Genomic DNA, 18982 nt, shown 5'->3' on the forward strand with positions numbered 1-18982 from the left:
GCCCGCTGGGGAACTCACGGACACAGCTTACGGTCGGTTCGCCCGGAACTGCCCGGCTCCTACCCTGGACGGATGCACTTCGCCGGCGTGGACCTCTCCTGGGCCGGGCGCAATCCGACCGGTGTCGCGGTCCTCGACGCCAGCGGCCGACTGGTCCGCATCGGCGCTGCCGGGGACGACGCCGCCGTGCTGGCGGCGCTGCGACCCTACGTACAGGGTGATTGCCTAGTCGCCTTCGACGCGCCGCTGGTGGTGACCAACCCCACCGGCCAGCGGCCGGCCGAGACCGCACTGAATCGAGACTTCCGGAAGTTTGAGGCCGGCGCCCACCCGGCTAACACCGGGAAACCTGAGTTTTCCGACGTCCCCCGTGCCGCGCGGCTGGCCCGCGAACTGGGCCTGGACATGGATCCATATTCTTCCGCTACGCGGCGGGCCATCGAGGTCTATCCCCACCCGGCGACGGTGGCGCTGTTTCGGCTGCCCCGCACGCTGAAGTACAAGGCAAAGCCGGGCCGCGGCGTTGACCAGCTCAAATCGGAGCTGTTGCGGCTGATGGACGGCGTCGAGGGGCTGGCACAGACCGCGGTTGCGCTCCAGGTAGCCCCTCACCCCGGTTGGGTTTCGTTGCGGCGGCAGGTGACGGCCGCCCGGCGCAAGAGCGACCTGCGCCGCGCCGAAGATCCGGTCGATGCGGTCGTCTGCGCCTACGTGGCGTTGTACGCCGAGAGCTGTCCCGCCGACGTCACGATCTACGGGGACTTCGCCACCGGGTACATCGTTACGCCGTCGCTGCCCGCGGAACGGTCAGATCCGCACCGGGCGCTGGTCGACGGGTGCAAGCACGTCGATTAGGTCGATCACCGTCGCCAGCGCGGCGGCACGCGGATCCCGCCCCTCCACCAGCGCGGAGACCACTGAACCATCGACCGCACAGATCAGCGTGCACACCAGTTCGATCTGCACGGAGCGGCCAGAGCGCTCGATGGCCTCGGCGACGGCCTCAGCGCGCTGGCGCAGGCTGCGGCGCATGCTTTCACGCAGGGCGGGCAGGCGGGTACAGGCGATATGGCGCTCGTACCGCGAGATCAGCTGCTCGGCAAGCCCCGGACTGGACACGTCCCCCACCAGCAGGTCAACCAGCACATCGGCGGTGGTCTCCGGCCCCCGACGCCGCCGGGACAGGGCGTTGACCCGGGCTCGCAGCTGCGCCACCTCGATCATTCCGATGTGTTCGACCGCCCGGGCGATCAAATCGTCGAGCGACGAGAAGTAGTAGGTGGTAGACGCCAACGGCAGTCCGGCCCGCCGAGCGACCGCCCGATGGCGTACCGCTTCGAACCCGCCTTCGCCCAGCAGCTCGGCCGCGGCGCTCACTAGCGCATACCGCCGACGCTCTCCTTTTGGAGTAACCGCTGCCGTCACGCCCATCCATGCTGCCAGTCAAAGTGGTACTGCATTGCCATTTCGGCCAAACGTCCATGGCATGATGGCCCGCATGCCAGAGTTGAGCCGCCGCGTCGTGCTCGGTCTTGGTGCCGGCGCGGCCCTTGGCGCTACCTCAGCATATGCGATCGACATGCTGTTGGCGCCGCGGACATCCCAAGCCGCGCCGGCGCCCGCGATTGGCACAAACGTTCCATTGGCGCCGACACCAGCACTCGATCCGGCCCCCCAGGCTCAGGCCGCGCCGACGATGTCCACCGGCTCGTTCGTGTCCGCCGCGCGAGCCGGCAAGACGACCAACTGGGCCATCGCCCGTCCGCCCGGCCAGACCAAGGCGTTACGGCCGGTGATCGCACTGCACGGCTTGGGCGGTAGCGCATCCAGCGTGATGGACGGTGGCGTCGAGCAGGGCCTGGCGCAGGCCGTCAACGCCGGGTTGCCGCCGTTCGCGGTGGTCTCCGTCGACGGCGGTAGCAGCTACTGGCACAAGAGGGCGTCGGGCGAGGACGCCGGGGCAATGGTGCTCGACGAACTCATTCCGTTACTGGACGCCCAGCAGCTGGACATCTCTCGGGTGGCATTTTTGGGCTGGTCGATGGGCGGCTACGGCGCGTTGCTGCTCGGCAGCCGGCTTGGACCGGCGCGCACCGCGGCGATCTGCGCGGTGAGCCCGGCGCTTTGGCTGTCTGCCGGTTCTGTTGCCCCCGGCTCATTCGACGGATCTGACGACTGGTCGGCGAACTCGGTGTTCGGACTTCCGGCATTGGGATCCATCCCGATCCGGGTGGATTGCGGCAACAGCGATCCGTTCTATGCGGCGACGAAGCAGTTCGTGGCTCAACTGCCGCAGCCGCCGGCGGGCAGCTTTTCGCCCGGCGGGCATAACGGCGGGTTCTGGAGCGCGCAGCTGCCAGCCGAGCTGACCTGGATCGCGCCGTTACTCACGGGCTAGGCGGGGAAGTGAGCGCGCCGTTCGCGTGGACCTTCCCCTACCCCTGGCCGCGCATGCCCGTCCTGGCGAGAAACCTCGTATGCACGTCACAACCGCTCGCCGCGCAAGCGGGTCTTCGGATGCTGGCCGACGGCGGCAACGCGGTCGACGCGGCCATCGCCACGGCCGTCACCCTCACGCTGGTGGAACCGGTCTCCAACGGCATCGGCTCGGATGCCTTCGCCATCGTCTGGGACGGGCAACAACTGCACGGGCTCAACGCGTCGGGTCGCTCGCCCGCGGCGTGGACGCCAGAGTACTTTGGCGGCAACGCTGTTCCCGTACTCGGCTGGAATTCGGTGACGGTGCCAGGTGCGGTGTCGGCCTGGGCCGAACTGCACGCCAAGTTTGGCAGGCTCGGGTTCGAAAGGCTCTTCGAGCCCGCAATCTCCTACGGTCGCAACGGCTTTCTGATCTCACCGACCGTCGCGGCACAATGGGCGGCCCAGGTGCCGCTGCTGGCATCCCAGCCCGGATTTGCCAAGGCGTTCATGCCCGGTGGACGAGCACCAAGACCGGGTGAGCTGTTCACCTTTCCCGACCACGCGGCCACGCTGGAGAAGATAGCCACGACCAACGGCGCGGCGTTCTACCGGGGCGAACTGGCAGCCAAACTCGAGGCGCACTCGACGGCGAACGGCGGTGTGATGCGTACCAGCGACCTCGCCGCGCACCGCGTGGACTGGGTCGGCACGATCACCGGAACCTACCGCGAGTACACCGTCCACGAGATACCGCCCAACGGGCAGGGGATTGTGGCCTTGATCGCTCTCGGAATCCTCGAGCAATTCGACCTGTCATCGTGGTCAGCGGATTCCGCCGACTCCGTGCATCTGCAGATCGAAGCGCTAAAGCTTGCGTTCGCCGACGCGCAGGCATACCTGGCAGACATCGACTACATGCCGGTGCGCCCGGAGCGCCTTCTCGACCGGGAGTACCTGCGGCAGCGGGCCGCGCTGATCGATCGGAAGCGGGCGAAGCCCGCGTCTGCCGGCACGCCCAGGGGCGGCACCGTTTATCTGACCGCCGCCGACGCCGCGGGGATGATGGTGTCGATGATCCAGTCGAACTACCTGGGGTTCGGATCCGGAGTGGTGGTGCCCGGCACCGGAATCTCGCTGCAAAACCGCGGCTCGGATTTCACTGTGACGCCGCGACATCCGAATCAGGTCGGGCCACGGAAGCGTCCCTACCACACGATCATCCCGGGCTTCGTGACCAAGGACGGCGCACCCGTGATGAGCTTCGGGGTAATGGGCGGGCCCATGCAGCCCCAGGGGCACGTGCAGGTCTTGGTGCGCATCGCTGACTACGGCCAGAACCCCCAGGCGGCCTGCGACGGCCCACGCTTTCGCTGGGTGGACGGTGTGCAGGTCGACTGTGAGCGGGGTTTCCCGCAGTCGACCCTCGACGAGCTCCGCCGGCGCGGGCACGACCTGACAACGGTGGAGGACTACAACCAGTTCGGCAGTTGCCAGGCGATCTGGCGGCTCGCCGACGGCTACCTTGCGGCCAGCGACCCACGTCGCGATGGACAAGCGGCGGCTTTCTGAACCGACGCTCCGTGCGACGCGCGCAACGTTGCCCTTCAACCAGCAGAAAGCTAGCCAACGGGGCAAAGCAGAGGTAAACGGTTGATGTACTGCGGATAACGTACTGGTGAAGTGTTAGGGACGCCGGTACACTCATCGCAGGCTGGCGCTGAGGCTGTGCTGGGCATCGCTGTATTGGACGGTGCGATGACTGGGTTGGTTCACCGGGGCCCCGGCATCGGGTTGAATGCCGGCGAGATGTTTGCCGGATACACGATCGTCCGGTTGCTGGGATCCGGGGGAATGGGTGAGGTCTACCTCGCCGGGCACCCACGGTTGCCCCGCCGCGAAGCGCTCAAGGTGCTGGGCGATGATGTATCCGCTGACGACGACTATCGCCGGCGATTCATCCGAGAGGCGGACTTGGCGGCCGCGCTGTGGCATCCCAACATCGTGCGGGTCAACGACCGAGGCGAGTTCAACGGACGGCTATGGATCTCGATGGACTTCGTCGACGGAACCGATGCGGCAAGCCTGCTGCGCGACCACTATCCGGTCGGCATGCCGGCGGATCAGGTCGCCACCATTGTCGCGGCGATCGCCAGCGCACTCGACTACGCCCATCAGCACCATGATCTGGTGCACCGCGATGTCAGCCCGGCGAATATCCTGCTCAGCAAGTCCGGGGAGGGCGACCAGAGAATCCTTTTGGGCGACTTCGGAATAGCCCGGAACATCGGCGACACCAGTGGCCTGACCGCGACCAACATGACCATCGGCACGTTTCCCTACGCCGCACCCGAACAGCTGACGGACGAACCAATTGACGGACGCGCCGATCAGTACGCCCTAGCGGCCACCGTCTACCATCTGCTGACCGGATCAACACTGTTCCCGCACACCAACCCGGCCGTGGTAATCAGCCGCCACCTGAGCGCGCCACCTGAAGCGTTGGCGAGGACCCACCCCATGCTCACGGCCTTTGACCCGGTGCTTGCCGTAGCTCTCGCGAAGGACCCCGCGGATCGATTCGCTCGGTGCACCGATTTCGCCCACGCGTTCGCCCGGGCAGCCCACTCTGGCAGACACCCGAGCGCTTCGGCTTCGACCACGCCGGCACCTTTGGCGGTCAGACCCGCCAAGCACACAGCGGTGCCCGCGGCCTGGGCTGACGCCGACAAGCAGCGACGACGCAGTCGGTGGCGGATCTTCGCGGCCGCATCGACGGTGGTCGCACTCAGCGCAGTCGGCGCCAGCGGCCGCTTGACCGACAGTGGCGACACCACCGCCGAGCAGGGCCCGCCCGCCGCATCCCCCACGTTGGCGCAGCCGCAACGGGCGGCGGAGTACATCCCACCACCCGCGCCACCCGCGCACCGAGTGGCACCAGCCCCGACTGGCCCTCCGCCACCGCCATCCCCAACGCCGGCGTCCGTTCCGGCCGCGCCGGCCCCGCAGCGACCGACGCCAAGCCCCGACCAGACCTTCCTCGGTCTCGTGTCACAGATTCCCGGTGTCACCGTCACCGACCCGGCAATCGCCGCCGCCAGTGGCCGTGCCGTGTGCGCAGACCTTCAAAACGGGGGAAACCCCGACGATCACGCCGCCGCGACCGTGAACAACAACGCCGGAATAACGCCCGCACAGGCTGCCGCCGGCGTCAACGCGGCGATCACCGCCTTCTGCCCGCACTATCTGCAATAGGAAAGGGTGCGCCTCCGCAGCCCCGGTAGCCAAAGGTGTGGCTAAACGCTGACCTTTCCCTCCGCGGCCCGCAAACCGATATCGGTTCGGAAATGACTGCCCGGCAACCGAATTGAACTGAGGATGCCATAGGCGTGCGCCCGTGCCGCGGATAGGTCGGTGCCAGTGCCCACCACCGACAGCACCCGACCACCCGACGAGACGATCGCGCCGTCGTTGCGCCGCGAGGTTCCGGCGTGCAGGACCCCCTCGGCTTCGGAGCCGACGACGACGTCTCCGACCCGGGGCCGTCCCGGATAGTTTTCGGCCGCCAGCACGACCGTGACCGCCGCACCGTCGCGCCAGCGCAACTCGCCGAAGTCGGCCAGCGTCCCGGTGCCCGCCGCATGCAGCAGCTGACCGAGCGGCGACTCCAGCAGCGCCAGCACCGCCTGCGTCTCCGGATCACCGAATCGGCAATTGAATTCGACGACAGCCGGTCCCTTCGCGGTAATCGCGAGACCGGTATACAGCAACCCGCAGAACGAGCTGCCGCGTCGAACTAGTTCGGCCGCAACGGGTTCGACAATCTGGGTGACCACCTCCCGGTAGACCTCGTCGGGCAACCAGGGCAGCGGCGCATAGGCACCCATGCCGCCGGTGTTAAGTCCGGTGTCACCCTCACCGACCCGTTTGAAGTCCTGCGCCGGCAACAGCGGCACCACGACCCGGCCGTCGACGACACAGAACAGCGATACCTCCGGGCCATCCAGGTAGGACTCCAGCAATACCGGGTGCCCGGCCTCCAGCAGACCCGCGGCGTGCGCGCGGGCGGCGTCGCGGTCCGGTGTCACCACGACACCCTTGCCGCCGGCCAGATGGTCGTCTTTGACCACCCAGGCCGGGTCGCCCGCAGGCGGCCCAAACCGGTCTAGCGTGGCATCCAAATGCGCTGGGTTGTCGACGATTTCGCTGTTCGCGGTGCGCACACCGGCCGCCGTCATGACCTCCTTGGCGAATGCCTTGGAGCCCTCGATTCGAGCCGCGTCCTTGCCGGGTCCGAAGCACACGATGCCGGCGGCACGCACCGCGTCGGCCACTCCGAGCACCAGCGGTACCTCCGGGCCGATGACCACCATGTCCGCGGAGACCTCGCGAGCCAGGGCGACGACCTCGTCAGCGGAAGTGACGTCGATTTGGTGCTGCTCGGCCAGCCGAGCGGTGCCCGCATTGCCCGGCGCGATGATTAGCCCCGAAACCTGCGGGTCTTTGCCGAGCGCCAGCAGCAGCGCATGCTCACGGGCTCCGGAACCGATAACCAGGACGCGCACGACACGTCAGACTAGCCGGAATCGCCCGGCTCCTGCGCGGGGCCTCCGCGGGTCGGCCCGGCTCCCCAGCGGGACGCCCCCTCTCGCCCCGCTGGGAAGGCCGGGCTAGCTGCGCTCGCCGGATTCCTTGGCGAGGACTTCGGCGGCGGCGGCCTTCTTGTCGCCCGCCGAGCCGGCCGCGGCCGCCTTCTTGCGCTTGGCCGCTACCCGCTCGATCGCGCTGTTCAGCCTCGAGCCCAATGGGAAGCCGACGTAGTGGGTGATAAATACGGCGAGTTCACGCAACTCGTCGAGGGTGAGTTCCTCGTTGTGCAATACGGCGTTGACCTGCACTTCGAGCAGGTCCGACTGGCCCTGGGCGGTCAGCACGGCGATCACGGCCATCCGCCGGTCACGCATGGATAGGCCGGGACGGGTCCAGATCCTGCCGAAGAGGTGGTCGACGGTCAGGGCAAAGTACTCGCCCGGCATGTCGGGCATGTCCCAGGCGTAAACCTCGTTCATCTTGTCCAGGCCGGTGCGGCGCAGTTCGTCCATTACGTCTCCTCGGATGGCTCGGTGTCCGGGTGTGGTACCCCAAGGCCGGCCGCCAACCGTCGCAGAGCCAGCTGGGCCAGTGGCAGATCAACCGATGCCGCCTCGCCCAAGGCCAACGCCAGGCTCAGGTCCTTCTCCCCCAGGCCGCGGGTGTGCTCCAGCCGAGGACGCAACGGGTCATCCGGTTGCATGGGTGCAGTGGTGTTGCGGAACATGATCGCTCCCGGGCCGCCGGTGAGCGAATCGCTGTGCCGTACCACCTTCCCGAGCGCCACGAGGTCCAGGCCACAGGCTTCCGCGAGCCGCTGCGCCTCGGCCACGGCGGCGTAGGAGACAAAGGTCAACATGTTGCGCGCCAGCTTCATCCGGGTTCCGGCGCCCGGCTCCCCGGCGTGAATCACCAGCGAAGCCCACCGCGAAAATGGCTCTTTGACCCGCTGGAACGCCTCACCGTCGGCGCCAACCATGACGGCCAGCTCGCCCTTGGCGGCCGCTCCCGCGCCGCCGCTGACCGGCGCATCCACGACGTGAATTCCCCGCGGCTTGAGCTCTCGAGCCAGGTCGACTGCCGTCGTGTCGCTGATCGTGGAGTGAATCGCGATGATGGTGCCGGGCTTGGCGTGTGGCGCCAGTCCGCTGTCCCCGGTGATCACCTCGCGCACCTGCGCGTCGTCGAACACGGTGACGCTGATGAGGTCGGCGTCGGCCACGTCGGCGACGCTTGCCGCGCCGGTGGCGCCGCCGTCGACGAGCGGTGCCATGGCCTGCGCGCGCACATCGAAGACCGTCAGCCCACCCGGCCAGTCGAGGTAGCGCATGGCCATCGGCGCGCCCTGGTTGCCCAGGCCGATATAGCCTAGGCGCGGTTTCGCTTCGTCGCCGACGGTCATGACCGGATGATCTGTCCGCCGTCGACATTGAAGATCTGCCCGGTGATCCACGATGCCGAATCCGACAGCAAGAACAGACACATGCCCACCAGATCCTCGGGTGTACCCATCCTGGACAACGGGATGGTCTGCACCATGTTCTTGACCAGCTCGCCGGGGGTGACGGTGCGGGTCGCTTCGGTGTCGATCGGCCCGGGCGCGATCGCGTTGATCCGTATCTTCATCCCGCCCAGCTCCCGGGACAGCTGCTGCGTCAGCCCGTTGACACCGACTTTGGCCAGGCCGTAGAAGTTGGAATACAGCCACGCCGCGGTCGACGACTGATTGACGATCGCGCCACCACCCCGTTTGGCCATGTGCTGGTAGACCGCGCGGGTGCACACCAGCACGCCGTCGTGGTTGACGCTCATGAATTTCTTGTAGTAGTCGAACGGCACGGTCAGCAGCAGGTCGAGCTTCATGCCGCCGTAGATGGCGGCATTGTTCACCAGGTAATCGATGCCGCCGAATTCACCGACGGCGAGATCGGCCATGGCTTTCGCGGAATCCTCGTCCGACACGTCAACGGGCGCATGGATCGCCGTCCCGCCGTCGGCGACGATCTGCTTGGCCACCCCCTTTGCACCGTCGGCGTTGATGTCAGCGACGACGACAGAAACACCTTCCCACGCCAGGGCCTGGGCATACGCTTGCCCGATACCCTGAGCAGCCCCGGTGACAATGGCTACCTTGTTTTCGAACATGGCTTCCTTTCTGCGCTGTCAGCCCGCGCCTAATTTGCAGCCATAGCAATGAGTTTGGCTTCCAGGTACTCCTCGAAGCCGAGGAGGCCCATCTCCCGTCCGTTGCCGGATTGCTTATAGCCGCCGAACGGCGCGTCAGCGGAGTACCAGACGCCGCCATTGACGTTGACGGTGCCTACCCGCAGCCGCGCGGCGACCCCGGCCGCTCGTCGCGGGTCATCGCCATACACGGTGCCCGACAAGCCATATGGTGAGTCGTTGGCGATGCGCACAGCGTCATCGTCGCCGTCGTGCGCGATCACCGCGAGCACCGGCCCGAAGATCTCCTCGCGGGCGGACCGGGCATCGTTGTTCAACCCCGAGATGACCGTGGGCTCGATGTAGAAGCCGACCTCCCTGCCCGCCGGCCGCCCGCCACCGCACGCAAAGGAGCCGCCTTCGGCAAGTGCCAGGTCGAGATAGCCCTGTACCCGGTCGCGCTGCCGGGCCGAAATCAACGGCCCGCAGACGGTTCCGGGATCGCTCGGGTCGCCGGGCTTGAGCGCAGACATGGTGGCCGCCGCGATGGCGACCGCCTCGTCATATCGGGCCCGCGGCACCACCAGCCGGGTGGTAATCGCGCACCCCTGCCCGGCGTGCATGCACACCGAGAACGCCGATACCCCACTGGCAGCGGCCAGGTCGGCGTCGTCGAGCACGACGAACGCCGACTTGCCACCCAATTCCAGGAACACCTTTTTGATGGTGGCCGCGGCATCGGCCATCACTCTGCGGCCGGTCGCGGTCGAACCGGTGAACGAAATCATGTCCACCCGAGGATCTTTGGCCAGCAGCGCCCCCAATCCGTGGTCGCTGGAGGTGACGATGTTGACGACGCCCGGCGGAATGTCGGTGTGCTCGGCGATGATCTCCCCGAGCGCTGCCGCGCACCACGGCGTGTCGGGAGCCGGCTTCAGCACGACGGTGTTACCGGCGGCCAGCGCCGGGCCCAACTTGGCGAGATTGATCTGGTGCGGGAAGTTCCACGGCGTGATGGCGCCGACCACCCCGACGGCTTCCCGCGCGATGGTGCGGCGGGTGGCAATGCCCAACGGCGATGCCTCACCGAGATCCTGATTCCACAGGTAGGACTCGGCCGTGTCCGCCGCAAACGACAGATCGCCCACCGGGCCCTGAAGCGCAGCACTGGCGGTGAGCATCCGCGGCGCACCCACCTCCGAAATGGTCAGTTCCCGCAGTTCTTCAATGTGTTGTTGCAATCCGTCGCGCAACTGCCGCACGCACCGCACCCGAAGTTCGGTATTGCGGGACCAGTCGGTGTCGTCGAACGCCCGACGCGCGGCCTCGATGGCGCGACTCATGTCCTCGGCGTCGGCATTGGCGGCGACTCCCAGCACTTCCTCGGTGGCCGGATTGACCGTCGGAAACCTGCCCGCACGTCCATCCGCCAGCTTGCCGTCGATGAACAGCGCGCTAACACCGTTGGCCAGCAGCACCATCTACCGCTCCCAACCTATCCGAGGATCACGAATCGAATGGACACTTGTCTGATATTGCCTCATCGAGGCCGGCTCTGCAAGGTAGGTACGCGGCACCCGCCGATCCATGCGCGACCACATCCGGCCGAAAGAATGCCTTATTAGCTGCACGTATATCAGTGGAGCTTGCTTCGCATCGTCACCATCCGATAGCTTGGACATGTGTCCAGCGATGCACTGGTTGCGGCCCAGGCCCAGCGCCAGACCGGACTGCAAACCGGAGCAGCGCCACGTAACCGCCGCCAGGAGGAGACCTTCCGCAAGGTGCTGACTGCCGCCATGGCGACCCTGCGGGAGAAGTCGTACGCCGACCTGACGGTGCGCCTGGTGGCGGCCCGCGCCAAGGTGGCCCCGGCAACGGCCTACACGTACTTCTCGTCGAAAAACCATCTGATCGCCGAGGTCTACCTCGACCTGGTCCGCCAGGTCCCGTACTTCACCGACGTCAACGACCCGATGCCCGCCCGCGTGAAGAGCGTGCTGCGGCATCTGGCGCTGGTGGTTGCCGACGAGCCCGAAGTGGGCGCGGCGTGCACGGCGGCGTTGCTCGGTGGCGGCGCCGATACCGCGGTGCGTGGCGTGCGCGACCGAATCGGCGCCGAGATCCACCGCCGCATCACCTCGGCGATCGGGCCCGGCGCCGAGCCCGGCACCGTGTCCGCGCTCGAGATGGCGTTCTTCGGCGCGCTCGTGCAGGCCGGCAGCGGCGCCTTCACCTACCGCGAGATCGCCGACCGGCTCGGCTACGTGGTGGGCCTGATCCTGGCCGGAGCCGGGGATCCGCGTGGTGGTGGCAACCCATGACCGTCCACGTCGGTGATCCCCAACTGGTCCTAGACCCGTACGACTACGACTTCCACGAGGACCCGTACCCGTATTACAAACGGCTACGCGACGAGGCCCCGTTGTACCGCAACGAGAAACTGAATTTCTGGGCGGTTTCGCGCCACCACGACGTGCTGCAATGCTTCCGCGACAGTGCGGCGTTGTCGAATGTCTATGGCGTATCGCTGGATCCGTCCTCACGCACATCCGAGGCGTATCGGGTGATGTCGATGCTCGCCATGGACGACCCCGCACATCTGCGGATGCGAACGCTGGTGTCAAAGGGTTTTACCCCGCGGCGGATTCGCGAACTCGAGCCGCAGGTCCTCGAACTCGCCCGCATTCACCTGGATTCGGCCCTGCAGACCGAAAGCTTCGACTTCGTCGCAGAATTCGCCGGCAAGCTGCCGATGGATGTCATTTCGGAGCTGATGGGTGTGCCCAGCGCCGACCGGTCCCGCATCCGCGTGCTGGCCGATGGTGTGCTCCACCGCGAGGACGGCGTTGCCGACGTGCCACCGTCGGCAATGCAGGCATCGATCGAGCTAATGAGGTACTACGTCGATCTGATCGCAGAGTTCCGGAAATGTCCCGCGAACAATCTGACGTCGGCACTGCTGGAAGCCGAGCTCGACGGCGACCGGCTTACCGACCAGGAAATCATGGCGTTCCTGTTCCTCATGGTGATCGCCGGCAACGAGACCACCACCAAGCTACTGGCCAACGCCGTCTACTGGGGCGCCCACAACCCGGACCAGCTGGCCGGGGTATTCGCCGACCACTCCCGGATCCCGCTGTGGGTGGAGGAAACCCTGCGCTACGACACCTCCAGCCAGATTCTGGCCCGCACCGTCGCGCACGATCTCACGCTGTATGACACCACGATCCCCGAGGGCGCGGTGCTGTTGTTGCTGCCGGGATCGGCCAACCGTGACAACCGGGTGTTCGACCACCCCGACGAGTTTCGCATCGGCCGCGAAATCGGCTCCAAGCTAGTCAGTTTCGGCAGCGGCGCACACTTCTGCCTGGGAGCTCACCTGGCCCGGATGGAAGCCCGGGTGGCGCTGGGCGAGCTGCTGCGCCGGATCGGCGGCTACGAAATCGACGAAGACAATGCCGTGCGCGTTCATTCCAGCAACGTGCGCGGATTTGCCCATCTACCGATCACCGTGAAGGCATAGGCAATGCCACGCTTCGAACCGCATCCCGCCCGCCGGCCGGCGATCGTCGCCGGTGCATCGTCGGGCATCGGCGCGGCCACCGCATCCGAACTCGCCGGCCGCGGGTTTCCGGTCGCCTTGGGGGCCCGCCGCATTGACAAGCTGGCCGAGCTGGTCGACAAGATCCGTTCCGACGGTGGCGAGGCGGTGGCGTTTCACCTGGACGTCACCGATCCCGAGTCGGTGAAATCGTTTGTGGCGCAAGCGATCGATGCGCTCGGCGAGGTCGAGCTGCTGGTGTCCGGTGCCGGCGACATGCTCCCCGGACGGCTGCACGAGACCAGCACCGACGCCTTCGCGCAGCAGGTTCACACACATCTGGTCGGCGCCAACCGGCTGGCCACCGCGGTGCTGCCGGACATGGTGGCACGCCGGCGGGGCGACCTCATCTTCGTGGGCTCCGATGTGGCGCTGCGCCAACGCCCGCATATGGGTGCCTACGGCGCGGCGAAGGCCGGCCTGACCGCCATGGTCACCAACCTGCAGATGGAGTTGGAAGGCACCGGTGTTCGCGCATCGATCGTGCACCCGGGACCCACGCTGACCGGTATGGGCTGGCAGCTGTCCGCCGAACAGGTCGGCCCCATGCTGCAGGACTGGGCGAAGTGGGGTCAGGCCCGGCACAACTACTTCCTGCGCCCCCGCGACCTGGCGCGGGCCATCGCGTTCGTCGCCGAAACCCCGCGGGGTTCAGTCGTGGTGAACATGGAGATCCAGCCCGAGGCCCCGCTGATGGACGCACCGGCGGATCGTCAGGAACTTTCATTGCGCGAAGAGGGGATGCCGAAGCAATGAGTGTTGTTGCAGTTCCACGAGTGTCCGGTGGCCAAGACGAACACGGCCACCTCGAGGAGTTCCGCACTGATCCGATCGGGCTGATGCAACGGGTCCGCGACGAGTGCGGAGACGTCGGCACCTTCCAACTGGCCGGAAAGCACGTCGTGTTCCTGTCCGGCGCGCAAGCCAACGAGTTCTTCTTCCGGGCTGGCGACGACGACCTGGACCAGGCCGAGGCCTACCCGTTCATGACGCCGATCTTCGGCAAAGGCGTGGTTTTCGACGCCAGCCCCCAGCGCCGCAAGGAGATGCTGCACAATGCCGCGTTACGCGGCGAGCAGATGAAGGGCCACGCCGTCACCATCGAAGACCAGGTCCGGCGGATGATCGCCGACTGGGGCCAGGCCGGTGAGATCGATCTGCTGGACTTCTTCGCCGAGCTGACCATCTACACCTCCTCGGCCTGCCTGATCGGCAGGAAGTTCCGCGACCAACTCGACGGGCGATTCGCCAAGCTCTATCACGAGCTGGAACGCGGCACCGATCCGTTGGCCTACGTCGACCCGTATCTGCCGATCGAGAGCTTCCGCCGCCGTGACGAAGCCCGTAGCGGGCTGGTGGCGTTGGTCGGAGGCATCATGAACAACCGGATCGCCAACCCACCGCCGGACAAGAGCGACCGGGACATGCTCGACGTCCTGATCACCGTCAAGGACGAGGACGGCAATCCCCGGTTCTCGGCCGACGAGATCACCGGCATGTTCATCTCGATGATGTTCGCCGGGCATCACACCAGCTCGGGCACGGCTTCGTGGACGCTGATCGAGTTGATGCGCCATCGCGACACCTACGACGCGGTAATCCACGAGCTCGACGAGCTGTACGCCGACGGCCAGTCGGTGAGTTTCCATGCGCTGCGCCAGATTCCGCGGCTGGAGAATGTGCTGAAGGAGACGCTGCGGCTGCACCCGCCGCTGATCATCCTGATGCGGGTGGCAAAGGGCGAGTTCGAGGTGAAGAACCATCCGATCCACGCGGGCGATCTGGTGGCGGCCTCTCCGGCGATCTCCAACCGGATCCCCGAAGACTTTCCCGATCCCGACGAGTTCGTGCCCGAGCGCTACGAGGAGCCTCGTCAGGAAGACCTGATCAACCGTTGGACGTGGATTCCGTTCGGCGCCGGCCGGCATCGTTGCGTCGGCGCAGCGTTCGCGACCATGCAGATCAAGGCGATTTTCTCGGTGTTGTTGCGCGAGTATGAGTTTGAGATGGCGCAACCACCAGACAGCTATCGCAACGACCATTCCAAGATGGTGGTGCAGCTGGCCCAGCCCGCCCGCGTGCGCTACCGCCTTAGAAGAGGTACGGGCGGGAAGACGGGAGGCTGACGATGAGCTACCGGGTGCAGGTCGACCTGGATTTGTGCCAAGGACATGCGATGTGCGAGCTGGAGGCACCCGACTATTTCCGGGTGCCCAAGCGCGGCCGGGTGGAAATCCTGGACGCCGAGCCGCCCGAGGAAGCCCGCACCGAAATCAAGCGAGCCGTGTGGGCCTGTCCCACGCAGGCATTGTCCATCCGAGAAATGGGAGAGTAGCCGTGGCCGCATATCCTCGCGACGAACTCGAAGATGTGGTCAAGCGCTGGTTGGCGGCCAACCGTGCGGCGGAGCAGCGCGGCGACTGGACCTTGCTCGCCGATTTCTATACCGACGACGCCACCTACGGGTGGAACATCGGGCCCAAAGAGGACGTCATGTGCGTCGGGATCGACGAGATCCGCGACATTGCGCTGGGCCAGGAGATGGAAGGCCTGCAGGGCTGGCGCTACCCCTACCAGCGGGTCGTCATCGACGACAAGCAGGGCGAGGTGGTCGGGTTCTGGAAGCAGGTTGCCGGCCAAAACGGGGCGGCCCCGGACGACCACGAGTTCGAGGTGTACGGCATCGGCGGCAGCTGGTTCCGCTATGCCGGCGGCGGGAAATGGAACTGGCAGCGCGACTTCTTCGACTTCGGGCATGTGTCGGCGCTCTACCTGGAATTGATCAAGACAGGCCGGCTTTCCGCGGGCATGCGCAAGCGCATCGAACGTGGCATATCCGGCGACAAAGTGCCTGGCTACTACCCACTCGGCAAGGCACCGGTACCACTGTGGTAAGCGCCCCAACGGCGCTGACCTACACTCACCCCAACAGCGTTCCGACGGATGGCCGGGACCGCTCGTAGCCGAAGTTCAACCACGAAAGCAGGTTCACGGTGAAGACCAAAGGCGCACTGATCTGGGAGTTCAACCAGCCGTGGTCCGTCGAAGAAATCGAGATCGGCGACCCACGCAAGGACGAGGTCAAGATCCAGATGGAAGCGGCTGGCATGTGCCACTCCGACCATCACCTGGTGACCGGCGGCATCCCGATGGCGGGCTTTCCGGTTCTGGGCGGACACGAGGGCGCGGGCATCGTCGCCGAGGTCGGCCCGGGAGTCGACGACATCGCTCCGGGCGACCACGTGGTGCTGGCATTCATCCCGTCCTGCGGCAAGTGTCCGTCCTGCCAGGCCGGACTGCGCAATCTGTGCGACCTGGGCGCCGGGCTGCTCGCCGGGGAATCGGTGACGGACGGCTCGTTCCGGATTCAGGCCCGCGGCCAGAACGTCTACCCGATGACCCTGCTGGGGACGTTCTCGCCGTACATGGTGGTGCACCGCAGTTCGGTGGTGAAGATCGACCCGTCGGTGCCCTTCGAAGTCGCCTGCCTGGTCGGTTGCGGCGTCACCACCGGCTATGGTTCGGCGGTCCGCACGGCGGACATCCGGCCGGGTGACGACGTGGCCATCGTCGGCGTGGGTGGGGTCGGCATGGCGGCGCTGCAGGGCGCGGTCAGCGCCGGCGCCCGCTACATCTTCGCGGTGGAGCCGGTGGAATGGAAACGTGATCAGGCCCTGAAATTCGGTGCCACCCACGTCTACTCGGATATCAACGCCGCGCTGATGGGCATCGCCGAGGTCACCTACGGCCTGATGGCCCAGAAGGTGATCATCACTGTCGGCAAGCTGGATGGCGCTGAGGTCGACAACTACCTGACCATCACGGCCAAGGGCGGCACCTGCGTGTTGACGGCTATCGGCAGCCTGGTCGACACCCAGGTAACGTTGAACCTCGCGATGTTGACCCTGTTGCAGAAGAACATCCAGGGCACCATCTTCGGCGGCGGTAACCCGCACTACGACATTCCGAAGCTGTTGACGATGTACAAGGCCGGCAAGCTCAACCTCGACGACATGGTAACCACCCAGTACAAGCTCGAGCAGATCAACGACGGATACCAGGACATGCTGAACGGCAAGAACATTCGCGGCGTGATCCGGTATACGGACGACGACCGGTAGCCTCACCTGCACCGAGACTCTGGTGTCCCGAGTGGCCCGCTTTGCGCATCTATTGGCGCCGGGGCGAATCGGCGCCATGACGGTGCGCAACCGGGTGGTCATGTCTGCGATGGAGACGATGTATGGCACCCCGGACGGGCTGCCCTCGCAGCGCACCCGTGACTACTTCGCCGCGCGCGCGAAGGGCGGCGTGGGCCTGATCACGTTGGGCGCCACCGGAGTCGACCATCACCACCCCGAGACTCCCGGTGGCCTGCATCTGGCCACCGACGCCTGCGTCGAAGCGCATCGAGCCCTGGTGGAGGTGGTGCACGAGCACGGCGCCAAGATCCAGCCCCAAATCGTGCACGCCGGACCCGACGGCCTGGGACCGGAGATCTTCGGCGTGACGTCGTTGGGGCCGTCGGTAATTCCGTCCTATCTCACCGGACGTCCGTCGACCGAGATCAGTACGCAACAGCTGCATCAGGTGTTCGACTTGTTCAAGGCCGCGGTGCGACGCGCCCTCGAGGCCGGATACGACGGCATCGAGCTACACGCCGCACACGGCTACATGTTGCTGGGTTCTTTCCTTGCACCACAACGCAATCGGCGTACCGACGACTATCGCGGCGACACGACGCGCGGCCGGCTGCGGGTGGTGCTGGACGCGCTGGCCGCGATCCGGTCCGAGATCGGCGACGCGCTGCCCATCACGTTGCGCATCTCCGGGTACGAGCGCGTCGCCGGGGGACGGCCGATATACGAAACCGCCCGGGTGGCACCGGAACTCGTGGCAGCCGGCGTCGACGCTTTCCATGTTAGCGGGGGCGTGATCGATCGGCTGGTGACCGGCATGGTCAACGGCGCCGACGACGGCGACGAAGTCAACATCGGTGCGGCGGCGGCGGTCAAGCAGGTGGTTGACGTGCCGGTGATTGCCGTCGGCCGGATCCACGACCCGGCTAGGGCCGAACGGATCCTGGCCGACGGCCGCGCCGACTTTATCGCCATGGGACGTCCGCTGCTGGCCGACCCGAACCTGCCCCGCAAGCTGCAAGCCGGCCAGGCGCACCGGGTTCGCAGGTGCATCTCGTGTGAAAACTGCATCGACGCGATGGAGCAGCGCTTCTCGGTGGACTGCGCCGTCAATCCCCGCACCGGCCGGGAACGCGAACTTGCCGCATCTCGCGCTGACCGCGTCAAGCGTGTGGTGGTCGTCGGCGGTGGTCCGGCCGGGCTGGAGGCCGCCCGGGTGGCCGCCGAACGCGGGCACCAGGTCACGCTTTACGAACGGGGTGGCCAGCTGGGCGGGGCCCTGCGCTGGGCCTGCGTCCTGCATCCGGAAAACCAGCCGTTCCTGCGGTACCTACGACACGAGATCCGGCTCAGTCCAGTGGAAGTGAAATTGGGCCAAGTGATTTCGGCTGACGACGTCATCGAGATGGAGCCGGACGCGGTGGTGGTCGCCACCGGCGGCCGCGTCGCGGTGCCGGCGATCCCAGGCGCATACCTACCGCATGTGCATACCGGTCCCGCGTTAGGTGAGTTGCTCGGCGGGCAGACCGAATCCACGCATCCGGCCTGGCGGCGGCTGGGCGCGGGGGTGCTGGCCGGCTGGCGGCAGCGGCTGGTGGGCGCCGCCGCGATTCGGCTCGCCACGCGGGCGTGGATGCCGGTTGGGCGGCGAGTCGTCATCATCGGCGGTGACCTGGTCGCAGTCGAACTTGCCGAGTTTCTGGCGCGCCGGGGCCGACTGGTGGCGATACTCGAGGCCGGCAAGGACATCGCCCCCGAAGTGGGTAGCAAACGCAAGGCCGAACACATGGACCGGCTGGATCGGCTGGGCGTCACCGTCCATGTCCGCGCGGCCGTCGAGAAGATCACCCCCGACGCCGTGCTGTTCACGCCCGCCGCCGGAACCACCCGGGGACTGGCGGCCGACAGCGTCGTGATCGCCGGAATGGTCGAGCCCGATACCGCCCTGTTCGACGCCCTGGTGGCCGCCATGCCCGGCACCCAGGTGCACGCCGCCGGCGACTGCAGCGGACTGGGCCTGATCCGTAAGGCCACCGAAGACGGCGCCCGCGCCGCGTGTGCCATCTGA

Annotated in this window: 17 protein-coding genes and 1 pseudogene; 12 read left to right on the plus strand and 6 right to left on the minus strand. The window is 66.7% G+C overall.

What is annotated here, in order from left to right; translation table 11 throughout:
* Positions 1-72: 72 nt before the first annotated feature.
* A pseudogene (locus tag AADZ55_RS20530) lies at positions 73-851 on the plus strand (DUF429 domain-containing protein); the annotation flags it as partial.
* Here AADZ55_RS20530 and AADZ55_RS20535 read toward each other — a convergent pair.
* Complete coding sequence (locus AADZ55_RS20535) at positions 808-1431, minus strand: TetR/AcrR family transcriptional regulator (RefSeq protein ID WP_085326735.1); 624 nt, start codon at positions 1429-1431, stop codon at positions 808-810. The pseudogene AADZ55_RS20530 and the gene AADZ55_RS20535 sit on opposite strands and share 44 nt — an antisense overlap.
* A 55-nt stretch (positions 1432-1486) precedes the next feature.
* Here AADZ55_RS20535 and AADZ55_RS20540 point away from each other — a divergent pair, with 55 nt between their 5' ends.
* The 3 genes from AADZ55_RS20540 (at position 1487) to AADZ55_RS20550 (ending at position 5673) form a co-directional block, all read left to right on the plus strand.
* Positions 1487-2398: an alpha/beta hydrolase gene (locus AADZ55_RS20540; protein ID WP_085326736.1), complete on the plus strand. Its 912-nt coding sequence runs from the start codon at positions 1487-1489 to the stop codon at positions 2396-2398.
* Between the two features lie 8 nt (positions 2399-2406).
* Positions 2407-3990: a gamma-glutamyltransferase gene (gene ggt, locus AADZ55_RS20545; RefSeq protein ID WP_207569139.1), complete on the plus strand. Its 1584-nt coding sequence runs from the start codon at positions 2407-2409 to the stop codon at positions 3988-3990.
* Positions 3991-4176: 186 nt separating this feature from the next.
* The gene (locus tag AADZ55_RS20550; RefSeq protein ID WP_085326762.1) at positions 4177-5673 is read left to right on the plus strand and encodes a serine/threonine-protein kinase; all 1497 of its coding nucleotides are present in this window, start codon (positions 4177-4179) and stop codon (positions 5671-5673) included.
* Between the two features lie 41 nt (positions 5674-5714).
* Here AADZ55_RS20550 and purD read toward each other — a convergent pair whose 3' ends face one another.
* From purD to AADZ55_RS20575, 5 genes are all read right to left on the minus strand, one after another.
* The gene (gene purD, locus AADZ55_RS20555) at positions 5715-6983 is read right to left on the minus strand and encodes a phosphoribosylamine--glycine ligase (RefSeq protein ID WP_085326737.1); all 1269 of its coding nucleotides are present in this window, start codon (positions 6981-6983) and stop codon (positions 5715-5717) included.
* A 105-nt stretch (positions 6984-7088) separates the two neighbouring features.
* Positions 7089-7520: a carboxymuconolactone decarboxylase family protein gene (locus AADZ55_RS20560; RefSeq protein WP_085326738.1), complete on the minus strand. Its 432-nt coding sequence runs from the start codon at positions 7518-7520 to the stop codon at positions 7089-7091.
* Positions 7520-8410: an NAD(P)-dependent oxidoreductase gene (locus AADZ55_RS20565; RefSeq protein WP_085326739.1), complete on the minus strand. Its 891-nt coding sequence runs from the start codon at positions 8408-8410 to the stop codon at positions 7520-7522. The genes AADZ55_RS20560 and AADZ55_RS20565 overlap by 1 nt, the downstream gene beginning before the upstream one ends.
* Positions 8407-9153 carry an SDR family oxidoreductase gene (locus tag AADZ55_RS20570; RefSeq protein WP_085326740.1) on the minus strand — a complete coding sequence of 249 codons (747 nt, stop codon included), beginning with the start codon at positions 9151-9153 and terminating at the stop codon, positions 8407-8409. The genes AADZ55_RS20565 and AADZ55_RS20570 overlap by 4 nt, the downstream gene beginning before the upstream one ends.
* A gap of 29 nt (positions 9154-9182) precedes the next feature.
* Positions 9183-10652 carry an aldehyde dehydrogenase gene (locus tag AADZ55_RS20575; RefSeq protein WP_085326741.1) on the minus strand — a complete coding sequence of 490 codons (1470 nt, stop codon included), beginning with the start codon at positions 10650-10652 and terminating at the stop codon, positions 9183-9185.
* 201 nt (positions 10653-10853) lie between these two features.
* Between AADZ55_RS20575 and AADZ55_RS20580 the strand changes: the two genes are divergently transcribed.
* From AADZ55_RS20580 to AADZ55_RS20615, 8 genes are all read left to right on the plus strand, one after another.
* The gene (locus tag AADZ55_RS20580) at positions 10854-11495 is read left to right on the plus strand and encodes a TetR/AcrR family transcriptional regulator (RefSeq protein WP_085326742.1); all 642 of its coding nucleotides are present in this window, start codon (positions 10854-10856) and stop codon (positions 11493-11495) included.
* Positions 11492-12697: a cytochrome P450 gene (locus AADZ55_RS20585; RefSeq protein ID WP_085326743.1), complete on the plus strand. Its 1206-nt coding sequence runs from the start codon at positions 11492-11494 to the stop codon at positions 12695-12697. The genes AADZ55_RS20580 and AADZ55_RS20585 overlap by 4 nt, the downstream gene beginning before the upstream one ends.
* A 3-nt stretch (positions 12698-12700) precedes the next feature.
* On the plus strand, positions 12701-13531 hold the full coding sequence (locus tag AADZ55_RS20590) for an SDR family oxidoreductase (protein WP_085326744.1): 831 nt from the start codon (positions 12701-12703) through the stop codon (positions 13529-13531).
* Complete coding sequence (locus tag AADZ55_RS20595; RefSeq protein ID WP_085326745.1) at positions 13528-14901, plus strand: cytochrome P450; 1374 nt, start codon at positions 13528-13530, stop codon at positions 14899-14901. The genes AADZ55_RS20590 and AADZ55_RS20595 overlap by 4 nt, the downstream gene beginning before the upstream one ends.
* A 2-nt stretch (positions 14902-14903) precedes the next feature.
* Positions 14904-15110: a ferredoxin gene (locus tag AADZ55_RS20600; RefSeq protein ID WP_085326746.1), complete on the plus strand. Its 207-nt coding sequence runs from the start codon at positions 14904-14906 to the stop codon at positions 15108-15110.
* Positions 15111-15112: 2 nt separating this feature from the next.
* A complete protein-coding gene (locus AADZ55_RS20605; protein ID WP_085326747.1) occupies positions 15113-15670 on the plus strand; it encodes a nuclear transport factor 2 family protein in 558 nt (185 codons plus the stop codon).
* Positions 15671-15768: 98 nt separating this feature from the next.
* Entirely contained in the window at positions 15769-16896 is a 1128-nt protein-coding gene (locus AADZ55_RS20610) for an NDMA-dependent alcohol dehydrogenase (protein ID WP_085326748.1), read from the plus strand.
* 76 nt (positions 16897-16972) lie between these two features.
* A complete protein-coding gene (locus AADZ55_RS20615; protein ID WP_085326749.1) occupies positions 16973-18982 on the plus strand; it encodes an FAD-dependent oxidoreductase in 2010 nt (669 codons plus the stop codon).

Source organism: Mycobacterium decipiens (genome assembly GCF_963853665.1).
GTDB lineage: Bacteria > Actinomycetota > Actinomycetes > Mycobacteriales > Mycobacteriaceae > Mycobacterium > Mycobacterium decipiens.

Bases quoted from the DNA above. Each gene is read 5' to 3' on its own strand.
- AADZ55_RS20535 (WP_085326735.1), bottom strand. From the start codon at position 1,431: ATGGGCGTGACGGCAGCGGTTACTCCAAAAGGAGAGCGTCGGCGGTAT.
- AADZ55_RS20540 (WP_085326736.1), top strand. From the start codon at position 1,487: ATGATGGCCCGCATGCCAGAGTTGAGCCGCCGCGTCGTGCTCGGTCTT.
- AADZ55_RS20550 (WP_085326762.1), top strand. From the start codon at position 4,177: ATGACTGGGTTGGTTCACCGGGGCCCCGGCATCGGGTTGAATGCCGGC.
- AADZ55_RS20560 (WP_085326738.1), bottom strand. From the start codon at position 7,520: ATGGACGAACTGCGCCGCACCGGCCTGGACAAGATGAACGAGGTTTAC.
- AADZ55_RS20565 (WP_085326739.1), bottom strand. From the start codon at position 8,410: ATGACCGTCGGCGACGAAGCGAAACCGCGCCTAGGCTATATCGGCCTG.
- AADZ55_RS20570 (WP_085326740.1), bottom strand. From the start codon at position 9,153: ATGTTCGAAAACAAGGTAGCCATTGTCACCGGGGCTGCTCAGGGTATC.
- AADZ55_RS20575 (WP_085326741.1), bottom strand. From the start codon at position 10,652: ATGGTGCTGCTGGCCAACGGTGTTAGCGCGCTGTTCATCGACGGCAAG.
- AADZ55_RS20585 (WP_085326743.1), top strand. From the start codon at position 11,492: ATGACCGTCCACGTCGGTGATCCCCAACTGGTCCTAGACCCGTACGAC.
- AADZ55_RS20590 (WP_085326744.1), top strand. From the start codon at position 12,701: ATGCCACGCTTCGAACCGCATCCCGCCCGCCGGCCGGCGATCGTCGCC.
- AADZ55_RS20595 (WP_085326745.1), top strand. From the start codon at position 13,528: ATGAGTGTTGTTGCAGTTCCACGAGTGTCCGGTGGCCAAGACGAACAC.
- AADZ55_RS20600 (WP_085326746.1), top strand. From the start codon at position 14,904: ATGAGCTACCGGGTGCAGGTCGACCTGGATTTGTGCCAAGGACATGCG.
- AADZ55_RS20615 (WP_085326749.1), top strand. From the start codon at position 16,973: ATGACGGTGCGCAACCGGGTGGTCATGTCTGCGATGGAGACGATGTAT.